Source organism: Pygmaiobacter massiliensis, assembly GCF_900199435.1.
GTDB classification, from domain to species: domain Bacteria; phylum Bacillota; class Clostridia; order Oscillospirales; family Ruminococcaceae; genus Pygmaiobacter; species Pygmaiobacter massiliensis.
Window position 1 is genome coordinate 806,665 of sequence record NZ_OAML01000003.1, and the last position, 21,029, is coordinate 827,693.

Below are 21,029 nucleotides of genomic sequence, written 5' to 3' on the forward strand. Positions count from 1 at the left end.
TGCGTTATGCTCCTTTCAGCGCGGCGATAGCAGCTTGCAGCTGCTCGGCAGTTTCTACCGGCAGGCAGCGGATAGCATCGCCGACCGTTTTTTTGACAAAACTGGAAAGGGCTTTGCCGGGGCCGATTTCTATGACGGTATCCACGCCCAGCTCTGCAAGACGGCGGATTGTGTCTTCCATATAAACGCTGCTTTGTACCTGGCGCACCAATAGTTCTGCTACGGGCAGTGCCTCGGTATTTTCGCGCCCAAGGCAGTTGAACAGCACCGGGCAGCCAAGCGGAGCGAAGGTCATCTGTGCGAACTTTGCGGACAGCTTTTCGCCAGCCGGCTGCATCAATGTGGTGTGGAATGGTCCGCTTACGGCAAGGGGCAGGCAGCGTTTTGCACCTGCTTGTTTTGCAAGCGCGGCTGCTTTTTCTACCGCCGATTTTTCGCCGCCGATAACAAGCTGGCCGGGGCAGTTGTAGTTGCAGATTTCTACCACACCCTCTGCGGCGGCCGCTTTGCAGCAATCAGCAAGGGTTGCGCGGTCAAGGTTTAACACCGCGTACATTGCGCTTTCAATGCCGATGGCCGCGTCTGCCATGGCTTTGCCGCGAAACGCCGCAAGCTCTACTGCCGTTTTTGCATCAAAGGCACCGGCAGCGCAAAGTGCAGAATATTCGCCCAGCGAAAGGCCTGCTGCGTAGTCAGGGCAAATGCCAGCTTCGCGCAATACTGCAGTAACACCGGCAGCAAAAGCCACCATGCAAGGCTGGGTATATTGCGTCTCGCCGATGATGCCATTTGGGTCATCAAAGCAGGTTTCTTTTAAATCAAAATCAAGCGAGGGGGCATCGAAAGCTGCACCAAAAGCAGGGTAGGCGTCGTACAAATCTTTGCCCATGCCTGCGTGCTGGCTGCCCTGGCCCGCATATAAAAATGCCAGTTTCATTGGCTGTTTCTCCAATCTTGTGCAATTTTGTCCATAAGCTCTTGCACTGAGGTGAGCTGGGTGAGCCGTTCTACATGGGCACCACAGAAGAAAAGGCCATGCTCTAAATCCCCACGCACCGCAGCGATAAGCGCTTCGGTAATACAAAATGGCGTTTGGGTAGGTACACAACCGTGAATACACCCAGTGCAGTGCACGGGCGGCTGACGCAGCCCAGAAGCAAGCCGCTGAATGAGCGGCGTATTGAGTGCGCGCCCCGGCATGCCTACCGGGCTGTGCATAATGCGCACATCTTCGGTCTTGGCATGCAGCAGGGCTTCTTTATAAGCGGGGCTGGCATCACACTCGTGGGTAGCGATAAACGGCGTTGCAATCTGCACGCCGGCGGCACCCAGTTTACGGTAGTGGCTAAGCCCGGCACCGCCGTCTACACCGCCAGCCACAAATACAGGGATGCTTCGCCCAGCCTTTTCTTCAAACGGCGCAAGCGTTTTTAGCAAAGGAGGAAGCAGCTCGTCCAAAGCGGCGCAGCGTCCTTCCAGCAATTCAGTTTCTTCAAAGCCGAGGTGGCCGCCCGCTTCGCTGCCCTCAAGTACGATAAAATCAGGCAGACGGGCAAAGCGGCGCAGCCAGGTTTTACAGATAACCTGTGCCGCCCTTGCGCTGCTTACCACAGGGGCAATGAGTGTTTCGGGTAGTACAAGGCCGGGCAAATCGAGCGGAAGGCCTGCGCCGCAGATGACGGCATCGACGCCAGCTTCCACCGCGGCACGCACCGCATCGGCATATTGGCGGGTAGCGACCATCGCATTGATGGCAACCAGCCCCGCACCTTTTGCGCAGGCTTTTGCCTTTGCAATTTCTTTTTTTAATGCGCGCAGATTGGCCTCGGCAGTGTGCTGTAAAAAGTCCGGCTCACGAAAGCCGGTTTGTGCGGTGCTGATGCACCCCATACCGCCGCAGGCCGCAACTGCGCCCGCCAGCCCGCCGAGCGAAACGCCCACCCCCATGCCGCCTTGCAGCACAGGCAGGGCAAGCTGTTTGCTGCCAAGCCTTAACATAGGCGGTTCAGCCCAGCAATGCATGCCGCAGCATCGCGCGAAAGCTCCTCCAATATTTCAGCTACCGGCCGTACCGCGTGCAGTTGGCCGCAGGTCTGGCCAGCCATCAGGCTGCCCTCGTCGGTATCGCCGTCAAATACGGCGCGGCGCAGGCTGCCAAGCGTAAAATGCTCAAGCTCCATTTTGTCAGCACCGGCTTTTTCCATCCGCACGTACTCGCGGCTCATGCGGTTTTTCAGCACCCGCACCGGCGTGCCGGAGATACGTCCCGTCACAACGGTATCGCTGCCTTTCGCTTTGAGCAGTGCCGTTTTGTAGCTTTCGTGGATGGGACATTCCGTGCTGGTCAACAGGCAGGTGCCTACCTGAACCCCACAGGCTCCCAGCGCGAACGCGGCGGCAAGCTGCCGACCGTCCGCAATACCGCCAGCTGCGATTACGGGAATGGACACAGCGTCACAGACCTGCGGTACCAGTGCCATTGTTGTCATTTCGCCTACATGGCCACCGCTTTCGGTACCCTCTGCAATTACGGCATCTGCGCCGGCACGCTCGAGGTGCTTTGCCAAAATCGGCGCTGCAACCACCGGAATCACGAAGATACCGGCGGCTTTCCATGCGGCCATATATTTGCCGGGGTTCCCGGCGCCGGTGGTAACCACGGGAACTTTTTTTTCCACCACAATGCGGGCGAATTCGTCCGCTTCCGGGTGCATCAGCATAATGTTGACCCCAAAAGGCTTGTCGGTCAGTGCACGGCAGCGGTGGATATGTTCCACCAGACGCGAGGCATCCATACCGCCGGTGCCGATAATGCCAAGCGCACCGGCATTGGAACAGGTAGCAGCAAATTCACCGGTGGCAATGTTCGCCATACCGCCTTGAATGACAGGGTAGCGGATGCCGAGCAACTCGTTAAGCAGTTTCATGGGAGTCTCCTTTCCAGGTCAGCAGGGTGCCGGCCCAGGTGAGGCCGCCGCCAAAGCCGACACAGAGCAACCGCATACCGGGGCGCAGCTGCCCGCTTTGCCGCAGGCCATCGAGCGCCAGCGGAATGCTGGCTGCGCTGGTATTGCCATAGCGGCTCATATTTTTATAGAATTTTTCTGCCGGGGCAGAAAGCTTTTTGATACAGTGGTCGATAATGCGCTCGTTTGCCTGATGACAGACGACCCAGTCGATGTCGTCAAGGGTCAGTCCGGTTTTGGCAAGAATACCTTCAATACAGCGGGGAATCGCCTCTACCGCAAACCGAAAAACAGCGCGCCCTTCCATTTGAATATGGCTGGGCTGACTGCCCGGCCCGGCAGCACAAATAGCCTGCGAGCCGCGTGCGCCTAAAAGGTCGGCATACAGGCTTTCCTGGGTGCTTTCCAGCACTCCGGCGCCAGCACCGTCACCAAATAAAATGCAGGTAGTTCGGTCGGTCATATCCAAGATGCGAGAAAGCTGTTCGCAGCCGATGACCAAGGCATACCGGCCACCGTTGCCGCAAAGCAGGCCGCGCGCAACCGAAGCTGCATACAAAAAGCCAGTGCAGGCTGCATTGACATCCAGTACAGGGATATCCTCCCGCAGGCCGAGTGCTGCCTGCACCATACAGGCGACGCTGGGGGTTGCAAAATCGCCCGAAACGGTGGCACAGATGCAGCAATCCACCTCTTGCGGGGTAAGCTGTGCATTGCGCAGTGCCTCGCTTGCAGCAGCGATCGCCAGCGATACTGCACTTTCTCCTTCGCTGCAAAAATAGCGTTGCTGAATGCCGGTACGGCTGGTAATCCACGCATCGTCAGTGTCTACCATCTGTGCAAGTTCTTCATTCGATACGCTGCGGCGGGGCAGTGCACTGCCGGTAGAAATTAGTTGTAATCCGTTCATGTTGCTCCTTATCACGCGGGGCTGCCGCAATACCACACAATTTTGGCAAAGTGAAAGACGCAGCCGCGCTGGCAGCGTTTTCGCTCTGGTACTGTGCGGCGGACAGTTAACAGCCTATTTCGCGGAATTTTTTATATCGCCCGGAAGCTAGCGCCGCACGAGTTTGGCGGCGCAGCGCAGAAAGGTTCTTCTCCAGCGCAATATCTACGCAGCTGAAAAGAGCTTTTTTGTCCAGCTGTGCTCCACCCAGCGGCTCGGGAATGATTTCGTCCACAATACCTGCCTGGTAAAGATCCTGGGCAGTTAACCGCATCAGGTCACAGGCTTCGGCATGGCGAGAGGCATCTTTCCACAAAATACTGGCAAAGCCCTCAGGGCTAAGCACCGAGTAAACCGCATTTTCCAGCATCAAAATACGGTTGGCAACACCAATGGCAAGCGCACCGCCAGAGTTGCCCTCGCCGGTGACAATAGAGATGACCGGAACTGTAAGGCGACTCATTTCGGCTAGGTTGCGGGCAATGGCTTCGCCCTGACCGCGCGCTTCGGCCTCCACACCGGGGTAAGCGCCCGGCGTGTCGATAAAGGTGATGACCGGCCTGCCGAACTTTTCTGCCTGATGCATCATACGCAGTGCTTTGCGGTAGCCTTCCGGGCCGGGCATGCCAAAGTTATACTTCATGTTGTCAGCAAGGTTAGCACCTTTGCGGTGCCCAAGTACCGTTACGGGGACGCCTTTATAGCAGGCAATTCCACCTAAAATAGAGGCATCTTCCTTGCACTGGCGGTCACCCTTTTGCTCAAAAAAGTCAGTAAAAAGCGCTTCGATATATTCCTCTATCTTCGGCCGTTTGGGGTGGCGTGCCAAAAAAACACGTTCAGCAGAGGAAAGCTCGGCACAGCCAGCAACCAAGGCGCTGCGCTCTTCGGCAATCTCTGCCCGGCGCTGCGCCTCGTCGGGCGTACCGGAGAGGGTTTGCTGTTCGTTTTCCAGCGCCTGCAAGCGGCGCAATCTGTCTTGAATCATACTTTTTGCCCTTTCGGTGTATGCAGACGCAGCAGCTGGGTCATGGTTTCCCGCAGTTCACTGCGCGGCACAATCTTATCAACAAAGCCATGCTCTTCCAGATATTCACTGGTTTGAAAGCCTTCCGGCAGCTCGATGCCGAGCGTTTGCCGGATAACCCGCGGCCCGGCAAAACCGATAAGTGCGCCAGGCTCTGCAAGCATAATATCACCAAGGCTGGCGAAACTGGCGGTCACGCCGCCAGTAGTGGGGTGGGTGAGAAAGCTGATATACAGCCCGCCGCGTGCAGAAAATTCTGCAATGGCAGCGCTGGTTTTGGCCATCTGCATCAGACTGAAAATGCCCTCCTGCATTCTCGCACCGCCGCTGGCAGAGAAAATAATCAGCGGCCATTTTTTTGCGCTGGCATACTCTACCGCCTGTGTTACACGCTCACCAACGCCAGCGCTCATACTGCCCATAAAAAAGCGACTATCGAGCACGGCTGCTACAACCGGCATACCGCCAATGCGGCCAGTTGCTGTAATGGCGGCTTCCGAAAGGCCTGTTTTGCGCTTTTGCAGCGAAAGCTTTTCGGCATAACCGGGGAAGTGCAGCGGGTCCTGCTGAATTGTTTTTACCGAAAGCTCGTGAAAGCTGCCGTGGTCGAACAATAACGAAAGCCGGTAATATCCGCCGATCGGCTGATAGGTGCCGCAGTTTGGGCAAACATAAAGACTTTCGCTCCAGCGCTGGCGGGTGGCGCGGCGCTCGCAGTGTGGGCAGGTAAGAAAGGTCTGTTTGCTCCACAATGTCATCGGGCCAGCAGCTTCTAGCCGGGCTTTTAGACGAAACGTCTTTTCCTCCGGGCTGGCTGTCAATTTTTCCAATAATTCTTTCATAGGCGGCCGTTAAGCGGTGTGAGTATTCAGATAAGTAAGAATGTCGCCCACGGTTTTCATTTGGCGCAGCTCTTCGTCTGCAATGGTCAAGCTGCATTCGTCCTCCAGCGACATCTGCAGTTCTACAATATCCAGAGAATCCGCCTCAAGGTCTTCCATCAAGGAAGCCTCCAGTGTAACTTTTTCTTCTTCGCACCCAAGTGCCTCAACAATGATTTTTTTCAGTTCGTTCAGTTCCATATTCGTAACTCCTGTTCTAAATGTTTGAAATTGAAATAAAAGAATTTAGGTAAATATTTTTAACTAAAATTCTTGAACTAATTATACCCATAGCACCAAAGAAGTCAAGGCGTATTTTATGAACAAAATTTAAAATCTCGCAAACAAAATCAAAAAAAGCTGCTGTTTGAGCCAAAAACAGCAGCTTTCTATTTTCACTTTTAGGGGCGCTTAGGCACAAAAATTTATTCTGCTTTTTGCGCCTGCTTAATTAGTTGGTCGGTAAGTACCGCAGTACCGGCTACCAAAATGCCTTGTACGAGTGCAGTAAAAACAGCAAGGGCGATGTCCTGCCGGGTAATCAGCGTACTTGTGGACAAAACCCAAATGGCAGCAAGAAAAATACCGATGCCTACCAAAACCACCGGGATTTTATTATTAGGAAAGAAAGACGCATTTTTTAAGATGATGCCGAGGATGTAAAGGACTGCGACAAGCACCAGCAACTCGGGCTTTATAAATTCCGAAATATTGGAAAGTTCCATCAATGGTCCACCTCTTCTTTCACAAAATACTTGCAAAACAAAACGACCGCCAAAAGGTTGCGGTCTGTATCCTTTTTATATGTATTATTTTTAATTTACAAAAATACAGGGTTTTCATGGGAACTTGATAAAAACTTTGATTTTTTGAAAGCTCGCATTTTTTAAAATCATAGAAACTATGCCGAAAACACACCCGTTGGGGCCGAAAACGGCGGACGGTGACGCTAAGAATCCGTCAAGAGTCAAAACCATAAAATCAAAACAATGGATTATTGTTGCACTGCTAAACGTTTTTTCTCATACAAATACTAGTCGTTTGCGGGCGAACCTTGTCATTTTAAGGCATGTTTTTACGCTTCGGTTAGTTTCAACAAGCCTCGTTAGGTCGTATTGACTAAATTTTATAAGAACTCAATTATGCACCATATGTATTTGTGTATGGTGCACAAAATCCATGGAATGCAGAACAAAAATTATATAATCTATAGCCATAAACCCGCGAGGACCAGATTTTGTGCGGCTGCCGCTTTCGGTTTATGGCAGCATTCTTTGACCGCATACAAAGAAAACGCAGAGACCCTGGCTGCGGGGCAGCCAGCGCAATATAAGGGCATGCGCTGCTGTATAAGAAAAGATGTTAAAGATGCCTGAAGGCAGTGTACTGGCAGAAGGTTTCTCTGAACAGGAGGTGCAAAGTCGATCCTATTTTACCCCTTGGGTTTTGGTGTTGCGGTTCAGGTCCGTTGGAAAACAAAGATACAAAAGGAGTGGAGTTATGGTCATTTCCCTTAATTTAATCCAAAGCGTGTGCTTGGGTGTAGTTGTCTTTTTGGTAGGGCAGTTCATCGTCAAAAAAGTACGCTTTTTGGATACTTATTGCATTCCCGCGCCGGTAGTGGGCGGTCTGCTTTTCGCCATCATTCATTTGATTGGTGTGCAGACAGGTACTTATTCTTTTACGTTTGATTACTCGATGAAAGAATTCTTTATGATTGCTTTCTTCTCAACCATTGGTTTCAGTGCCAGCCTTAAAGTCATTAAAAAAGGCGGCGTCGCTATTGTGATTTTGTTCCTGGTTTCTTCTGTGATGCTCGTCATCCAGAACGTTTGGGGCGTTGCAATTGCGCGTGTATTTGGCTTGCACCCGCTACTGGGCATGTGCGCAGGTTCCATTTCACTGATGGGCGGTGTTGGCTCTTCTGCCGCATTTGCACCGCTGATGGAGCAAAACGGCGCCGTCGGCGGTCTGCCGTTTGCAATCGCATCTGCTACATTTGGTCTTGTTATGGGTGGCCTTGTGAGCGGACCGATTGCTAAGTTCCTCATCGAGCGTCGCAAGCTGAACGAAGCTGTCACCGTGAAAGCAGGCCATTCTCAGGTGGATTATTCCAGCCTGACTGCCGAAGATGAAGAAGCCACTGTCATTGAAGTAAGCAAAATGCACAAAGCTTTCTTTCAGATTGTTATTGCCATGGGCTTTGGATCAATTATCTCCTTGCTCATCAGCAAAACAGGACTTTTGTTCCCCGCTTATGTGGGTGCCATTTTCGCAGCTGCGATTATTCGCAACGGCGGCGAAAAACTGCACATTGAAATCTGCACCAAAGAGATTGATGCGCTGGGCAACTTGTTTTTGAACATTTTCCTTGCCATGACAATTATGGGCCTTGAGATTTGGAAACTTGCAGAAGTGGCAGTGCCGCTGCTCGTAATTCTGATCGGGCAGGTGATTCTGCTGGCCATTTTTGCAGCAGGCGTAGTATTTTTCTTCTGTGGCAGAGACTACGATGCAGCCGTCATGTCCGCAGGCTTCTATGGGTACGCCATGGGCGCAACCCCCAACGCAATGGCAAGTATGAATGCTGTGGTAGAACACTACGGCCGCCCCTCACCAAAGGCATTTTTCACCGTGCCTATCGTCGGCGGCTTTTTGATGGATTTCGCGATGGCGATTCTCATCGTCGGCCATATGAACTTGATTTTGGCCGGAGTCCTTTAACGGTAACACAAGGCGTTTGTCTTGTTCCGTTTTGTTGGCCGGAAACGGCAAAAAACAGACCTGCTTTCGGGCAGGTCTGTTTTTTTGAGCAACGCAAGGCGAAAAAATGGTAAAAAAGAAAGCCGCTTTTTCCCATGAGAGATAAAAGCGACTTTCTAAGGCAGAGAATAAAACGCTGCTAGGCCGCCGTGCAATGTATGAGAGGAAACACTGCGCGGCGCTGGGCACAAAGGCCCCGCTTGATTCTCTGGCTGACATAAAAAACGGCAACATTTGCCGGCCGTGGATAACCTGAACTTCTCGCAGGAGGACGAAGCAAAAACTGCACCGGCAGCACACCGGAAAAGTGGCATCTTTTCGGTGATAATGAGCAGCAGTTATACGCAGAAAAAGCACAATGCCGGTGCAGTTTATGGCGTTCGTCCAGAAGAAAAAGAAGAATTGGAACAAGTGAAAGGGTTAGCAGCTGCCGCGGTAATAATTAATCAGGCAGCCATCGGCAAGAATTTGCCGTTCCGGTTCGGTCAGAGCTCCGGTAGAGACGGTAAACGGCGTCACTGTGCCATCGGGCTTTACGGCAAAAGCATTCAGTGCGGGGCGGTTTTCGAGCACCGCATTGCGCACGTCCGGCAAAAAGATGTAATCACCGAGCGAGAAAAGCTCAGGAGATTCTACCAAAAACGGAGTGATACCCCAGTTGATGCAGTTGGAGCGGTAGCGTTTGGTCGCATATTGGCGTGCAAAATTTGCAGCGCCGCCCATTACACGCTGGCAAGAGGCCGCCTGCTCGCGCGCAGAACCATCGCCCGGCATATTTGCAAAGATTGCGGAGCCGATTACCGTGGATTCCGGTTTGCAGGTAAGCCCCGCCTGCACTAACGCTGCATAAACAGCCAGCAGCTCGGGGGAGAGAGGCTTGCCAATCTCGCGGTCGCGCTCTGCCTGGCGCATTTCTTTACTGCGCGGCACATAGCGAGGGTCACGGCGGAACAGTGCAAACTCACTCAGCCGCTCTGGGTTAGACCGGTAGCTCGAAGTTTCGCCGGAGGGAATCAGCTCGTCGGTGGTGGTGACAGGGTCGGTGATGTAAGCGCAAACCTTAACGAGTAAATCGTCTGAGAGGGCAGGCATTTCAGGCCAGTCTTTGATGTTCGGGCCAAATCGCAGTTCGGTTTCGGGTTCTGGGCGGCCCCAGCCATTGTAAACACGCTTTTCGTAAATACCGCCGTCATAGTGATAATCGGTTTTGGTATAGGCAACATCAATGTCGGTGGCAGCGGTGAGGCGGCCGCCGTTAGCGGCCGTTGCAGCAATGCTGCGCGCATCCATCAGTGCCACTGCCGACATCTGCCCCTCGCCGGGTTTGGAGCCTTCGCGATTGGGGAAATTGCGGGTGGTATGGCGAATCGAGAATTCGCCGTTTGCCGGGCAATCACCAGCGCCAAAGCAGGGGCCGCAGAAACATTCGCGCATAATCGCCCCGGCAGAAACCAAATCTGCCATCCGCCCATTTTTAGCAAGCTCTGCGTAAACCGGCATACTGCCGGGATAAAGGCTGAGGGTAAACGCGCCCTTGCCGCAGCTTTTGCCGCGCAGAATATCAGCGGCGGCGCAAAGATTATCAAAGGTGCCGCCGGCGCAACCGGCGATTTCGCCCTGATCCACCCAAATGGCATTATCGTGCAGCTTGCTCATCAGGTCCATTTTGGCACCCTGAATCTGCTTGTTCGCGGCTTCCTGCATTTCATACAGAATTTCTGCCGCGTTTTGCTGTAGCTCATGGATAGTAAAGGTGTTGGAAGGATGCATCGGCATTGCGATGGTGCACTCCACGGTGGAAAGATCAATAAAAACGCAGCCGTCGTAATAAGCGACCTCGCTTGGTTTCAGCTCGCTATAATCCTGCGGGCGGCCATGCAGATAAAAATACTCTTTCACTGCGTCATCGGTCACCCAGATAGAGCTCCAGCAAGTCGTTTCGGTGGTCATTACATCGATGGCATTGCGGTATTCTATCGGCAGTGAAGCAATGCCGGGGCCGACAAATTCCATGACCTTGTTTTTGACGTAGCCGTTTTTATAAACGGCGCCGACGATGGAGAGTGCCACGTCATGCGGGCCAACGCCGGGGCGCGGGGTTCCCGTCAGGTAAACTGCGATAACACCAGGGCGCGCAAAGTCATAGGTACGCCCCACGAGCTGTTTTGCCAGCTCGCCGCCGCCTTCGCCCACGGCAAGGGTGCCCAGAGCGCCATAACGGGTGTGGCTGTCGCTGCCGAGAATCATTTTGCCGCAGCCAGCCATAGTTTCACGGTTATAGCTGTGAATGTTTGCGAGGTTGGTGGGCACATAGATGCCACCGTATTTATGCGCGGCAGACAGTGCGAACTTATGGTCATCTTCATTGATGGTTCCGCCGACTGCGCACAAGCTGTTGTGGCAGTTTGTGAGCACGTACGGCATCGGGAACTGCGTCATGCCAGACGCCCGCGCTGTTTGAATAATACCTACATATGTAATGTCGTGGCTGGCCATACTGTCAAACCGCAACCGAAGCGCATCTATATCATCAGAAAGGTTATGCCGGTTTAAAATATCGTAGGCAATGGTGCCCTTTCTCGCTTCGTCAGCCGTTGTGTGATAGCCCGTTTTTTGCAGCAGTTCTGCTTGTGTTTCGTAAATCTCTGACCCGTTTGCCAGAAAGATGCCACCTTGATAAAGTTTGATCATTGCAATCTCCTTAAACGATAGGCGAACACCGGCAAACAGGTGCCGGTATTAGCTGTGGCCTTCGCCCGGAGCAAAGCGGTAGCCCGCCCCCCAGACGGTACGAATATAAGAAGGACGCTTGGGATCGTCCTCAATTTTATTGCGCAAGTGGCTTATGTACACCATAATGGCGTTTTCATCCACAATGGAATCTCCCCAGATTTGAGAGTAAAGCTGCTCTTTTGAAAAAAGCCGTCCAGCGTTTTCCATAAACAGCCGCATCATAATACTTTCTTTAGAAGAAAGCGGAATTTCGGTGCCGTTTTTAAACAGTTTCATTGTGTCGCAGTTATAAGAAAACGGTCCGCTTGCAATCAGGCTGCCGCCGGTGCTTTTGCGGTCACGCCGAATCAGCGCTTTTACCTTGGCACCAAGCAATACCGGGTTAAACGGCTTTACGATATAGTCGTCTGCACCGATGTCCAGCCCGTAAATTGTGTTGTAATCTTCGCTTTTCGCTGAAAGGATGATGATAGGGGTATCGCAGCCGGCACCGCGCACTGCCTGCACAACTTCAAACCCATCAATTTCGCCCATCATCACGTCCATAATCATCAGGTCGTACTGCTGTTTGCGCGCAAAAACAAGCGCCTCTTCTCCGCTGGAAGCAAGCGTGCAGTCCATCCCGTTTGACGTGAGCACACGAAACAGAATCTTACGTACCGCTGCGTCATCATCCACTACAAGAATTTTCTCGTCCGCCATCCGGCAGCCCTCCCTTACCTCTCAAAACGACACCAGAATTAGCAGATTCTTAGCGTCTGATTACTTTAAGTATATCGAATGAGAAGAAAAAAGCAAGGAAGGCAACGCCCCGGAGCATGATTCTTAAAAGATTTTAAGAATTTGTCGGTTGCACCAAAAAAGTTTCACGTTACAATAGAAGTATAGACAAGCTGCTAAGGAGCGTTGTATGAAAAAGAAGATGAAGCTGCTGACCAGCCGTGCGGTGCTGGCAAGTGCATTGGTCATACTGATTATGCTGGTAGGGATTCTGCGTATCCTTTCTACTTTTTTTGAGTTTCAGCAGACGATTATCTCACAGCAGGAAGAGCAGATGCTTGCGGTTTCAAAATCGGTCGCAAGCAGCATTTCCATTTACATAAATGGTTATCTTTCCGACATGACGGTGTTGCGTTCCAGCGAGGAGTTTGTTAAAGGCTATTGGCAGTTCACCCAAACGGGCGATGGTTCCGCATTGAAAGACTGCCTTGAGGAGTATACCGAAGTGCGGCCCAGCACGGTAACCGGGCTTTGCCTGCTAAATAACAACGGGCGGTATGTGCTGGGCACAGCGCAGGCGGCACAATATGCCAAGCGTACCATCGAACATACCAGCACCCAGATGCTTTATTTTAAAGATGACGCCGGTTCTTATTGCATCGGCATTGCCCTGCCGGTTTATCAGGAACATTGGCTGGTTTGCCTGCTTAACATCAGCGATATGTACCAGCGCATTGGTTCGGATATTCGCATGGGTACCAGCGGCTATGTAATGATTATGGCCTCGAATGGGCTGATTTTGATGCATCCGTCCTCGCGCGAAGTTGGCATTGACGTGGTGGAAGGCCGCCGCATTCGCTACGCTGACCGGGATTTTACAGAGCTTGCCGCTGTTGCGGAGCGCCAGAAGCACGGCGAAACCGGGGTAGATGTTTATTGGTCCTACGATTGGATGCGCCCAAGCAATGCAAAGCCGGTGCGAAAACTATGTGCCTACACACCTGCACCGCTGCGGGACGATTTTATGATTGTTTGTACGGTGACCGATTATGCCGCCATGTTGCAGCCACTGCACTCCTCAATGAGGCATATGCTTGGCGATGTGGTCATGGTTTTTGCCGGGGCAAGCGGGTTGTTGATGATTCTGCTCTACTTACAAAACAGCCGCCGCCGTGTGGCAGAAGAAAACCGTACCCTGCGTGAGGTGAACAGCAGTCTGGAAGAACTGCATGCCCGCGAAGAGCAGATACAGCACAGCCAGCGGCTGCAAACCATAGGCACCTTAACGGGAGGCATTGCGCACGAGTTTAATAACCTGCTGACCCCAATTATGGGGTATTCCGGCATGATGTTGCAAACGCTGCCGGAGGACAGCATGCTGCGCGAAGATGCACAGGAAATTTACACAAGCGCCGAAAAGGCGAAAGAAATCATCCAGCAAATTACGATGTTATCCCGCAAAAGTGTGGGGCATACCTTTACGCAGATTGACCTTGGCAAACTGAGCCAGCGTGTGGAAAAGATTACGCGTTCCATTTTGCCGCAGAATGTAACTCTGGAGGTCAGATGTGCATTTGACCATGCCGGGGTGCTGGGCAACGAAACGCAGCTGACTCAGGTGGTGCTGAACCTTTGTGCCAACGCCATTGGGGCGATTGGCACAAAAGAGGACGGTCACCTTGCGATTGTGGGCGAGCTGATGGACGCGGCACGTTTGCCCAATATGGTACCCCCGCGTGAGGGGTACAGCAGATATGCGGTAATGCAGTTCAGCGACAATGGTTGCGGCATTGAGCCGCGGCTGCTGGAGCGAATTTTTGAACCGTTTTTCACTACCAAAAAAGCAGGGCAGGGCACCGGGTTGGGGCTTTCGCTGGCGCAAAGCATTGTAGAAAGCCACGGCGGAGGCATTACGGTAGAAAGCACGCAGGGCGTAGGCACTACGTTTGCCGTTTATCTGCCGGTCAGCAACGAAAATGTAACCTTGCAGCCTACGGCAGAGGAAATACCCGATTTAGACCGGGCACCGATTGTGGTAGTCGACAACGACCCGCGTATCTTGAGAATGCTGGAGCGTGGGCTGACCGAGAAGGGGTATTCAGTCACTTCGTTTGATCACCCGGCCAAAGCTGCGGAGTATCTGCGTGGCCATTTTTGCGCGGCGCTTGTCACCGATTACTCGATGCCGGACATGCTTGGCACAAACCTTGCAGTGATTGCGCGAGGCATTCAGCCGGGTATCCGCATTATTGTTTTAACAGGGCTCATTGAGCGAGATATTGTTGAACTCAAACACCGCGAGATTATAGATGACTATCTGCTAAAACCCATTTTGTGTGAAGAAGTAAGCCGCCGCTTGCTGCAGCTGCTGCAAGTGTAAGCACTGCCGGCAAGGCGCTAAAGCCGAAAGAAGAGGGAACATGACAACCAGAGAACTGACCTATGTTTTAACAGCGGCACGGGAAAAGAGCTTTCAGACGGCAGCCCAAAAGTTGCAAATGTCGCAGTCGACCCTAAGCCGCAGTGTGCAGAAAATTGAAAGCGAGCTTGGCTGCGCCCTGTTTGTACGCTCAGCACAAGGCTTGATTTTGACCGATGCTGGCCGCCGCTATACCGCAAGCGCACAGCAGATTTTACAGCTGGAGCGAGAATTGCAGGCCGATATTTCGCGCATCAACAATCTGGCAGCGGGGCGACTTACGGTAGGCGTAACAGGTTATCTTGGCACCTACCTTTTACCCACACTGCTGCGTACGTTTGGCACAATGTTCCCCGGTATTGAAGTGCTCTTCGAGGAAGCCGATTCGTTGACGGTAGAGCAGCGGCTGCTTGCCGGTGAGGCGGATGTGGCGTTGCTGCACCTGCCGCTTGCGCTGGAGGGCGTTGTTGCACAGCCGGTTGCGGCGGATGAATACCTGCTGGTATTGCCCGAAACGGACCCAGCTGCCAACGAGGCTCGCCCTGCCAGTGACGGGTTGGAACCATTTTTACCGCTTAGCATGGTAGCGCGTCGTAATTTTGTGCTGATGGCTTCGGGGCAGCGTTCGCGCCAGCGCATAGATGAAATTTTTGCACAAGCAGAGATTACCCCGCGGGTGAAATACAATACGCGCAGCCCACATACCGCGCTGGCTTTTGCGCAAGCAGGCCTTGGCGTAACCCTTTGTACCCGCAGCTCGCTGCGAATGTACCGGCAAGAGAAAAATGCCCTCAAGATTTGCCGAATCCCCGGCCAGAATACAAACGTAACGGTAGCGGTGTGCTGGGCAGAGCGCCTTGCTCGCTCGGCAGCGGTGGGGGAATTTGCAAAAGTGTGCGGTGCTACGCTGCCGTACCTTTACCAAACAAAACCTATTTTGCTTTAAAGTTTGTTTTGGAGAAAAGAAAGCAAGGCTGCCTTTACGGCAGCCTTGCTTGTTGTTGTGCAACAGAAGCTGCTCAGACGCTTTCGTCCGGTCAGACTTTCGTATCTTGTTTGCGGCTTTTCTTAATGAGCGGAGCAACCGCCGGGCCAACGAGCATCAGCACGCAGGCAACCATAATTACAGCGGTAATGGGTTTTGAGAAAACTTCTAAAATGTTGCCGTTTGCGATTGTGACAGCGCGCCGCAGGTTGGATTCGCACATCTGGCCGAGCACCAAACCAAGCACCAGTGCCGCAGCAGAGAACTTCATTTTAGTGAACAGGTAGCCCAATACGCCTGCGATGACCATCAAAACAACATCGCCGGTGTTGTTGTTCAGCGCATAAGAGCCGATTACGGCCAGCATGATGATGATGGGGCCGAGGACGCTATACGGAACCGAGAGAATTTTGGCAAAAATGCGTGCAACGAAAATTGAGATGATAACCATGAGAACATTCGTCAGCAGCATCGAGGAGAAAACACTGGCGAGGTATTCTGGCTGGCTGCGCACCAGGAGGGGACCGACCTGCACGCCCATCATAACAAGAGCACTCATCATAATCGCAGCCGCGTTGCCGCCGGGAATGCCAAGGCTGAGCAGGGGAACCATCGAACCGCCGGTCGCAGCATTGTTTGCGCATTCCGAGGCGGCGATACCATCAATACAGCCGGTGCCGAAATCATCGGCATGTTTGCTGAGCTTTTTCTCGGTAGTATACGAGAGGAAAGAGGCGATGGTTGCGCCTGCGCCCGGCAGAATACCAACGATAGTGCCGAGAATCGAAGAGCGAATCATAACCCATTTGATGGAAAGAAATTCTTTCAATTTCGGAAACTCGGTTTTGACTCCGCCGCTTTTGTCGGTGTCGTCCATCTTGCGCGGATTTGTTGTTTGTTTGAGCACTTCTGTCACTGCAAACATACCAATCATGACGGGAATCATCTCCACGCCGCCAAGCAAGGTGTTATTCCCCCAGGTGAAGCGGGCAAGCCCGAGCATCGGATCCATGCCAATGGTAGAAAGCCAAAGGCCAATTAGGCCGGATATAAGTGTTTTTACAAGATTGCCGCCGTCAAGGCAGGTTAAAACGGAAAGACCGAGGAAAGACACTGCAAACAGTTCAGATGGGCCGAACTTCAGTGCCACAGCCGAAAGCTGCGGGCTGATGAGTGCCATTGCGAAAGCAGCGACCAGGCCGCCGAAAGCAGAGCCAATCAGCGATACGCCGAGGGCCTTGCCGGCTTCACCGCGCTGTGCCATGGGGTAACCGTCAAAGGTTGTCGGCGCGTTGGACGGGGTGCCCGGGATTTTAAACAGAATTGCTGTGATGCCGCCGCCTGTGATGGCTGCGCAGTACACTGCAACCAGAAAAGCGATAGCGACAATCGGTTTCATGGAATAAGCAAACGGCAGTGCCAGCGCAACTGCCATAGATGCCGAAACACCCGGCATTGCGCCAAAGATAACACCAAGGCAGGTGCCGCAAAGGATAAACAAAAAAGTTGCGGGCTGAAAGACGATGCCAAAGCCCATTGTCAAGGTTTGTAACATATCAGCCCCTCCTTAAAACGTCAGCGCGGTTTCCAGCATCAACGCAAATTCGCGGAAGATACCAACGCCGCGCGGCAGCATGATGCTGAGCCCGAGATAGAAAAGTACGAACAAGAGTGCTGTGATAAGCAGGCTGAGAATAAAGCTGCGCCCAATCCGCTTTTCGCCCAACAGGCGAGAGTAGCTCATGAGAAACAAAAGACAGGTGGGGATAAACCCAAGATACCCAAGCAAAACGGAAAGCACCATAACCAGGATAATGCCGATAAACAGCTTGCTGGTAAAAAAGGCTTTCAGCGATTGTGCGGTAAGCTTTTTCTCTTGCGGAACCTCTTTGAGGTCGCGGATGATTTTGTAGAGATTAACGACCAACAGGATGCAGAGCAAAGCCAAAATAATTTGCGGCCACTGTTCTGCGCCCAGCTCGTTTGCGCCGGATTTGGGCAGTGCAACCCCAATGTAAAAATAGCAATAGCCGAAGAAAATCAGCATTGCCAGATTGAAAATAAGTTCAATCGTCATGGTTCTTACTCACTTTCCTTTACAGCACGGGGGCTTCCAACGGAAGCCCCCTCTTTGCTGCAATTACAGATTATTTGCTGATTTCTGCAACCAGTTTTTCGAGGTCGGCGGTGTCAGCAGCCCAGGTAGCGGTAAAGTCCGCAGTGTTCTGCCAGCCGGGACGCTGGTCGAGACCCTGAGAAGCGGCCCAGTTCTGGAAATCAGAGCTGGCGACTGCTTTTTCAGCAGCGGCTTCAAAGGCTGCAATGGCTTCTGCCGGGGTGCCGTTTGCGCAGAAGATGCCACGGTACGGGCCATAGTAGCAATCGATGCCGAGGTCGCCCGCAGATTCGCAGTCTTTAAAAGCATTCATCGTCATACGGTTTTCGCTGCAAATCAGGATTGGCTTTACGTCGCCGGATTCCACAAGTGCCTGAATTTCAGCGGGGCCAACAACTGCAAGAGAGATATGGCCAGCCATAACGTCACTGTTAAGCTGTGCGCCTTCGGTGTAAGCAACGGCTTCTACATCGCCGTTGAACGCCTGCTGTACGCAAACGCCGTCAAGGCCGGTGATGGACATGCAACCCGCTTTTACTTTGCCGGGATTGGCTTTGATGTACTCCTGCAGTTCTGCAAAAGTGTTATAGGGCGAGTTTTTGCCGGTTACGATAACGTTGGTGTCGTGTACCAAACGAACTACCGGAGTAATGCCGCCTTTTACATCGGTGGTGGCAGCGCCGGTCAGCTGCGCAAGCAGCGGGCTCTGGGTGCAAAGCAGCCAGGTGTAGCCGTCTGCCGGTTGTTGCATGGCGTACTCTACACCGGTGGTGCCGCCTGCGCCGGTTTTATTGTTGATGACGACCTTAACACCGATCTCTTTTTCAAGTGCCGCCGCAAAGGTGCGAAGTGTGGTATCCGCGCCGCCGCCAGCGCCCCACGGGCAAACAATTTCGATGTTGCGTTCAAATTTCCATGCGGGGGCTTCTGCTGCGCCGGAACCGGATGCTGCCGGTGCCGCAGAGGAAGCGCTGCTGCCGCAAGCCGCCAAAGAAAGTGCCATGGTCAGCGAAAGCGCCAGTGCCAAAAACTTTTTCATGATTTTCTCTCCTTTTAATATTGTTGTGGTAATTAGCCGGGAAGGCAAGATGTTTAGTTTTCGCTAAGAACATCTCTTTGCCACAAGTATAGCCGCCCCGAAAAAAGAATTGCAAATGCATAAACTGCACTTACCAAATGCAAGTAAGGCATAGCGATTGTCTGCGCTCTTTAAAGACCAACAGCGTGGCTGGTGCTGGCATTTTTGCACCTTTTACCTGCGCGAAGCCGCCTTTGGCTGCCGCGATAACTGACGGCTACAGACGAAGTTTTGCACCGACGATGCTTCGGATACAATATAAAACAGCAAAAATATTTGGTCAATCTGCCAGAGAAGTTTTTCATCATTCCGCAAAAGGACGTTAAGAAATGGGAAGCTTTTTCAGAAACATCTTAAATCTTTTTAAGACATTTTTATTTGGGTGTAAACAATGTATGGTATAATAAGTATAACAGTCTAGATACTCCCTCTCGCTTACGTTGCTGCCACAGCGAAAACGGGACCTCCTCAAAAGCCCCGCCGCTCAAATTTGCGGCGGGTTTTTTGATGTCCGGTCTCGGCAAAAGTTTTAAATCGTGGTTGCATTTTCTTTGGCGCGGCAGTATAATGTTGGGCAAGACAAAGGCGTCTGTTCGGTAAAAGAACAGGTGCCTTTATTTTTTTATTTGGGAGGGATGTCGGTGTGAGACCTACGATAGGCTTGACCCCGCTTTATGACGAAGAAAAGCAGAGCTTTTGGATGCTGCCCGGTTACTTAGAAATCTTAGAGCAGTGCGGAGCGGCCCCGATGATTTTACCGCTGACGGCAAACACCGAAGTGTTAGAAGCCTGCTTTGCCCTTTGCGACGGCCTGCTCCTTACCGGAGGGCAAGACGTAGCTCCGTCATTTTATGGTGCGGAAATGCAAGAAACATGTGGGGCTGTTTGCCCCTCGCGCGACGCAATGGAAGCGGAATTGCTGCGTCGCGCATTGGCAATGAATTGCCCGGTACTGGGCGTTTGCAGGGGACTTCAATTTTTGAACGCTGCACTGGGCGGCACGCTTTATCAGGATTTGCCCACCGAGCGACGAAGCACCGTAGAGCACCATATGGCACCGCCTTACGACCGGGCGGTACATAAGGTGACGGTTGTGGCAGATACGCTGCTGAGCGAAATTTTGCAGAAAAAAGAGCTGGGCGTAAACAGCTACCATCACCAGGGAATCAGTAAACTGGCACCCGCCCTGCGTGAGATGGCGCACGCGGCGGACGGATTGATAGAAGCCGCATATCTGCCGGAAAAGCGCTTTGTAGCAGGGGTGCAATGGCACCCGGAGTTTGCTTTTCGCAAAGATCCCGATAGCGTAAAACTGGCGCAGGCTTTTGTAAATGCGTGCGCTGAGAACCGTCAAAAAAAATATTGCAGCAGGTATTGACAAAGCAAAAAGTGGACATTATAATAAATCCAACATCAAAGGCGATGGCATATTTCGTGCTCGCGTTTGATGTTTTTTTACCCTCTGTGCGGCATCAAAGGCGATGGATTATAAAAAGCCATCCTTTGGTGCCGCTTTTTAGTACAGGGGAAACAGAGCTTTTATAGAGGAAAGGGAGAGAATGAGTATGAAAAAATATCTTGCATGGGCAGCTGCGCTACTGATGGCAGCCAGCCTCGCCGGATGCGGCAGCACAGCAACAAGCAGTTCTGCAGCAAGCAAGGCAGAAAGCGGAACGGGAACCGCTTCTTCTGCCGCAGCAAAAAGTGACAAAGTGTGGATTATTACAACCGATACCGCATTTATGCCGTTTGAGTATACCGACGAAAGCGGGAAGTTCGTTGGTATCGACGTGGATATTCTGGAAGCGGTTGCAAAAGACCAGGGCTTTGCATATGATTTACAGTCGATTGGCTGGGATGGCGCCGTTGCCGCAGTGCAGTCCGGGCAGGCCGATGCCATTATTGCGGGTGCATCTATTAAGCAGGAACGCATTGATTCCGGCTGGGTGTTTTCTGAAGGCTATTACAATGCCACCCAGACCATTGCAGTGGCAGCGGATTCTAACATTGCAAAATGGGAAGATTTGAGCGGCAAAAATGTAGCTGTGAAAAACGGCACCATCGGCTGCGATTATGCCGAGAGTATGAAGGATAAGTACGGATTTACCGTAACCAAATTTGAGGATTCCCCGACCATGTATCAGGATGTCATCGCGGGCAACTCGGTGGCATGCTTTGACGATACACCGGTTATGGCAGCTAACATCAAGCAGCATGGCCTTGCTTTGAAAATTCCGGATGGATTTGAAAACGAGGGTGCACCTTATGGCTTTGCCATTATGAACAAAGACAATCAGGTGCTATTGGATATGTTTAACGCCGGCCTTGCTAACATTAAAGCAAATGGCACCTATGACAAAATTCTTGAAAAATATTTAGGCTAGCGACTGAG

General features: G+C 52.3%; 18 protein-coding genes. 5 read left to right on the top strand and 13 right to left on the bottom strand.

The genetic code is table 11. From position 1 onward, the window contains the following. Positions 1-4: 4 nt before the first annotated feature. From fabD to C1A11_RS08400, 8 genes are all read right to left on the bottom strand, one after another. The gene (gene fabD / locus C1A11_RS08365) at positions 5-937 is read right to left on the bottom strand and encodes an ACP S-malonyltransferase (RefSeq protein ID WP_102050026.1); all 933 of its coding nucleotides are present in this window, start codon (positions 935-937) and stop codon (positions 5-7) included. Beyond that, positions 934-1,998, bottom strand: coding sequence for an NAD(P)H-dependent flavin oxidoreductase (locus C1A11_RS08370; RefSeq protein ID WP_102051044.1), 1,065 nt, complete (start codon positions 1,996-1,998; stop codon positions 934-936). The genes fabD and C1A11_RS08370 overlap by 4 nt, the downstream gene beginning before the upstream one ends. Further along, the gene (locus C1A11_RS08375) at positions 1,992-2,927 is read right to left on the bottom strand and encodes a nitronate monooxygenase (protein WP_102050027.1); all 936 of its coding nucleotides are present in this window, start codon (positions 2,925-2,927) and stop codon (positions 1,992-1,994) included. The genes C1A11_RS08370 and C1A11_RS08375 overlap by 7 nt, the downstream gene beginning before the upstream one ends. Beyond that, on the bottom strand, positions 2,914-3,876 hold the full coding sequence (locus C1A11_RS08380) for a beta-ketoacyl-ACP synthase III (protein WP_102050028.1): 963 nt from the start codon (positions 3,874-3,876) through the stop codon (positions 2,914-2,916). Before C1A11_RS08380 ends, C1A11_RS08375 begins: the two co-directional genes overlap by 14 nt. 106 nt (positions 3,877-3,982) lie before the next feature. After that, entirely contained in the window at positions 3,983-4,903 is a 921-nt protein-coding gene (locus C1A11_RS08385) for an acetyl-CoA carboxylase carboxyltransferase subunit alpha (RefSeq protein ID WP_102050029.1), read from the bottom strand. Beyond that, positions 4,900-5,784 (bottom strand): acetyl-CoA carboxylase, carboxyltransferase subunit beta, encoded by an 885-nt coding sequence (accD, locus tag C1A11_RS08390; RefSeq protein ID WP_102050030.1) that lies wholly within the window; start codon positions 5,782-5,784, stop codon positions 4,900-4,902. Before accD ends, C1A11_RS08385 begins: the two co-directional genes overlap by 4 nt. Before the next feature lie 9 nt (positions 5,785-5,793). Further along, the gene (gene acpP, locus C1A11_RS08395; protein ID WP_102050031.1) at positions 5,794-6,024 is read right to left on the bottom strand and encodes an acyl carrier protein; all 231 of its coding nucleotides are present in this window, start codon (positions 6,022-6,024) and stop codon (positions 5,794-5,796) included. Between the two features lie 224 nt (positions 6,025-6,248). After that, positions 6,249-6,548: a phage holin family protein gene (locus C1A11_RS08400; RefSeq protein ID WP_102050032.1), complete on the bottom strand. Its 300-nt coding sequence runs from the start codon at positions 6,546-6,548 to the stop codon at positions 6,249-6,251. Positions 6,549-7,323: 775 nt separating this feature from the next. Between C1A11_RS08400 and gltS the strand changes: the two genes are divergently transcribed. Next, entirely contained in the window at positions 7,324-8,547 is a 1,224-nt protein-coding gene (gltS, locus tag C1A11_RS08410) for a sodium/glutamate symporter (RefSeq protein ID WP_102050034.1), read from the top strand. Between the two features lie 459 nt (positions 8,548-9,006). Here the strand turns inward: gltS and C1A11_RS08415 are convergent, their stop codons facing one another. Beyond that, entirely contained in the window at positions 9,007-11,277 is a 2,271-nt protein-coding gene (locus C1A11_RS08415) for a hydratase (RefSeq protein ID WP_102050035.1), read from the bottom strand. A gap of 48 nt (positions 11,278-11,325) precedes the next feature. Further along, positions 11,326-12,021, bottom strand: a complete 696-nt coding sequence (locus C1A11_RS08420; protein WP_102050036.1) for a response regulator transcription factor — start codon at positions 12,019-12,021, stop codon at positions 11,326-11,328. Positions 12,022-12,229: 208 nt separating this feature from the next. Between C1A11_RS08420 and C1A11_RS08425 the strand changes: the two genes are divergently transcribed. Together C1A11_RS08425 and C1A11_RS08430 are read left to right on the top strand one after the other, a co-directional pair. Then, positions 12,230-14,419 carry an ATP-binding protein gene (locus C1A11_RS08425; protein WP_102050037.1) on the top strand — a complete coding sequence of 730 codons (2,190 nt, stop codon included), beginning with the start codon at positions 12,230-12,232 and terminating at the stop codon, positions 14,417-14,419. A gap of 40 nt (positions 14,420-14,459) precedes the next feature. Further along, positions 14,460-15,404: a LysR family transcriptional regulator gene (locus C1A11_RS08430; protein ID WP_102050038.1), complete on the top strand. Its 945-nt coding sequence runs from the start codon at positions 14,460-14,462 to the stop codon at positions 15,402-15,404. Positions 15,405-15,495: 91 nt separating this feature from the next. Here the strand turns inward: C1A11_RS08430 and C1A11_RS08435 are convergent, their stop codons facing one another. The 3 genes from C1A11_RS08435 to C1A11_RS08445 form a co-directional block, all read right to left on the bottom strand. Beyond that, a complete protein-coding gene (locus C1A11_RS08435; protein ID WP_102050039.1) occupies positions 15,496-16,998 on the bottom strand; it encodes a tripartite tricarboxylate transporter permease in 1,503 nt (500 codons plus the stop codon). A gap of 12 nt (positions 16,999-17,010) precedes the next feature. Next, positions 17,011-17,520, bottom strand: a complete 510-nt coding sequence (locus C1A11_RS08440) for a tripartite tricarboxylate transporter TctB family protein (protein ID WP_102050040.1) — start codon at positions 17,518-17,520, stop codon at positions 17,011-17,013. 70 nt (positions 17,521-17,590) lie between these two features. Beyond that, positions 17,591-18,598, bottom strand: a complete 1,008-nt coding sequence (locus tag C1A11_RS08445) for a tripartite tricarboxylate transporter substrate binding protein (RefSeq protein WP_242965884.1) — start codon at positions 18,596-18,598, stop codon at positions 17,591-17,593. A 682-nt stretch (positions 18,599-19,280) separates the two neighbouring features. Here C1A11_RS08445 and C1A11_RS08450 point away from each other — a divergent pair. After that, a complete protein-coding gene (locus C1A11_RS08450) occupies positions 19,281-20,015 on the top strand; it encodes a gamma-glutamyl-gamma-aminobutyrate hydrolase family protein (protein WP_242965885.1) in 735 nt (244 codons plus the stop codon). Between the two features lie 187 nt (positions 20,016-20,202). Beyond that, positions 20,203-21,021, top strand: coding sequence for a transporter substrate-binding domain-containing protein (locus tag C1A11_RS08455; protein WP_102051047.1), 819 nt, complete (start codon positions 20,203-20,205; stop codon positions 21,019-21,021). Positions 21,022-21,029: the final 8 nt, after the last annotated feature.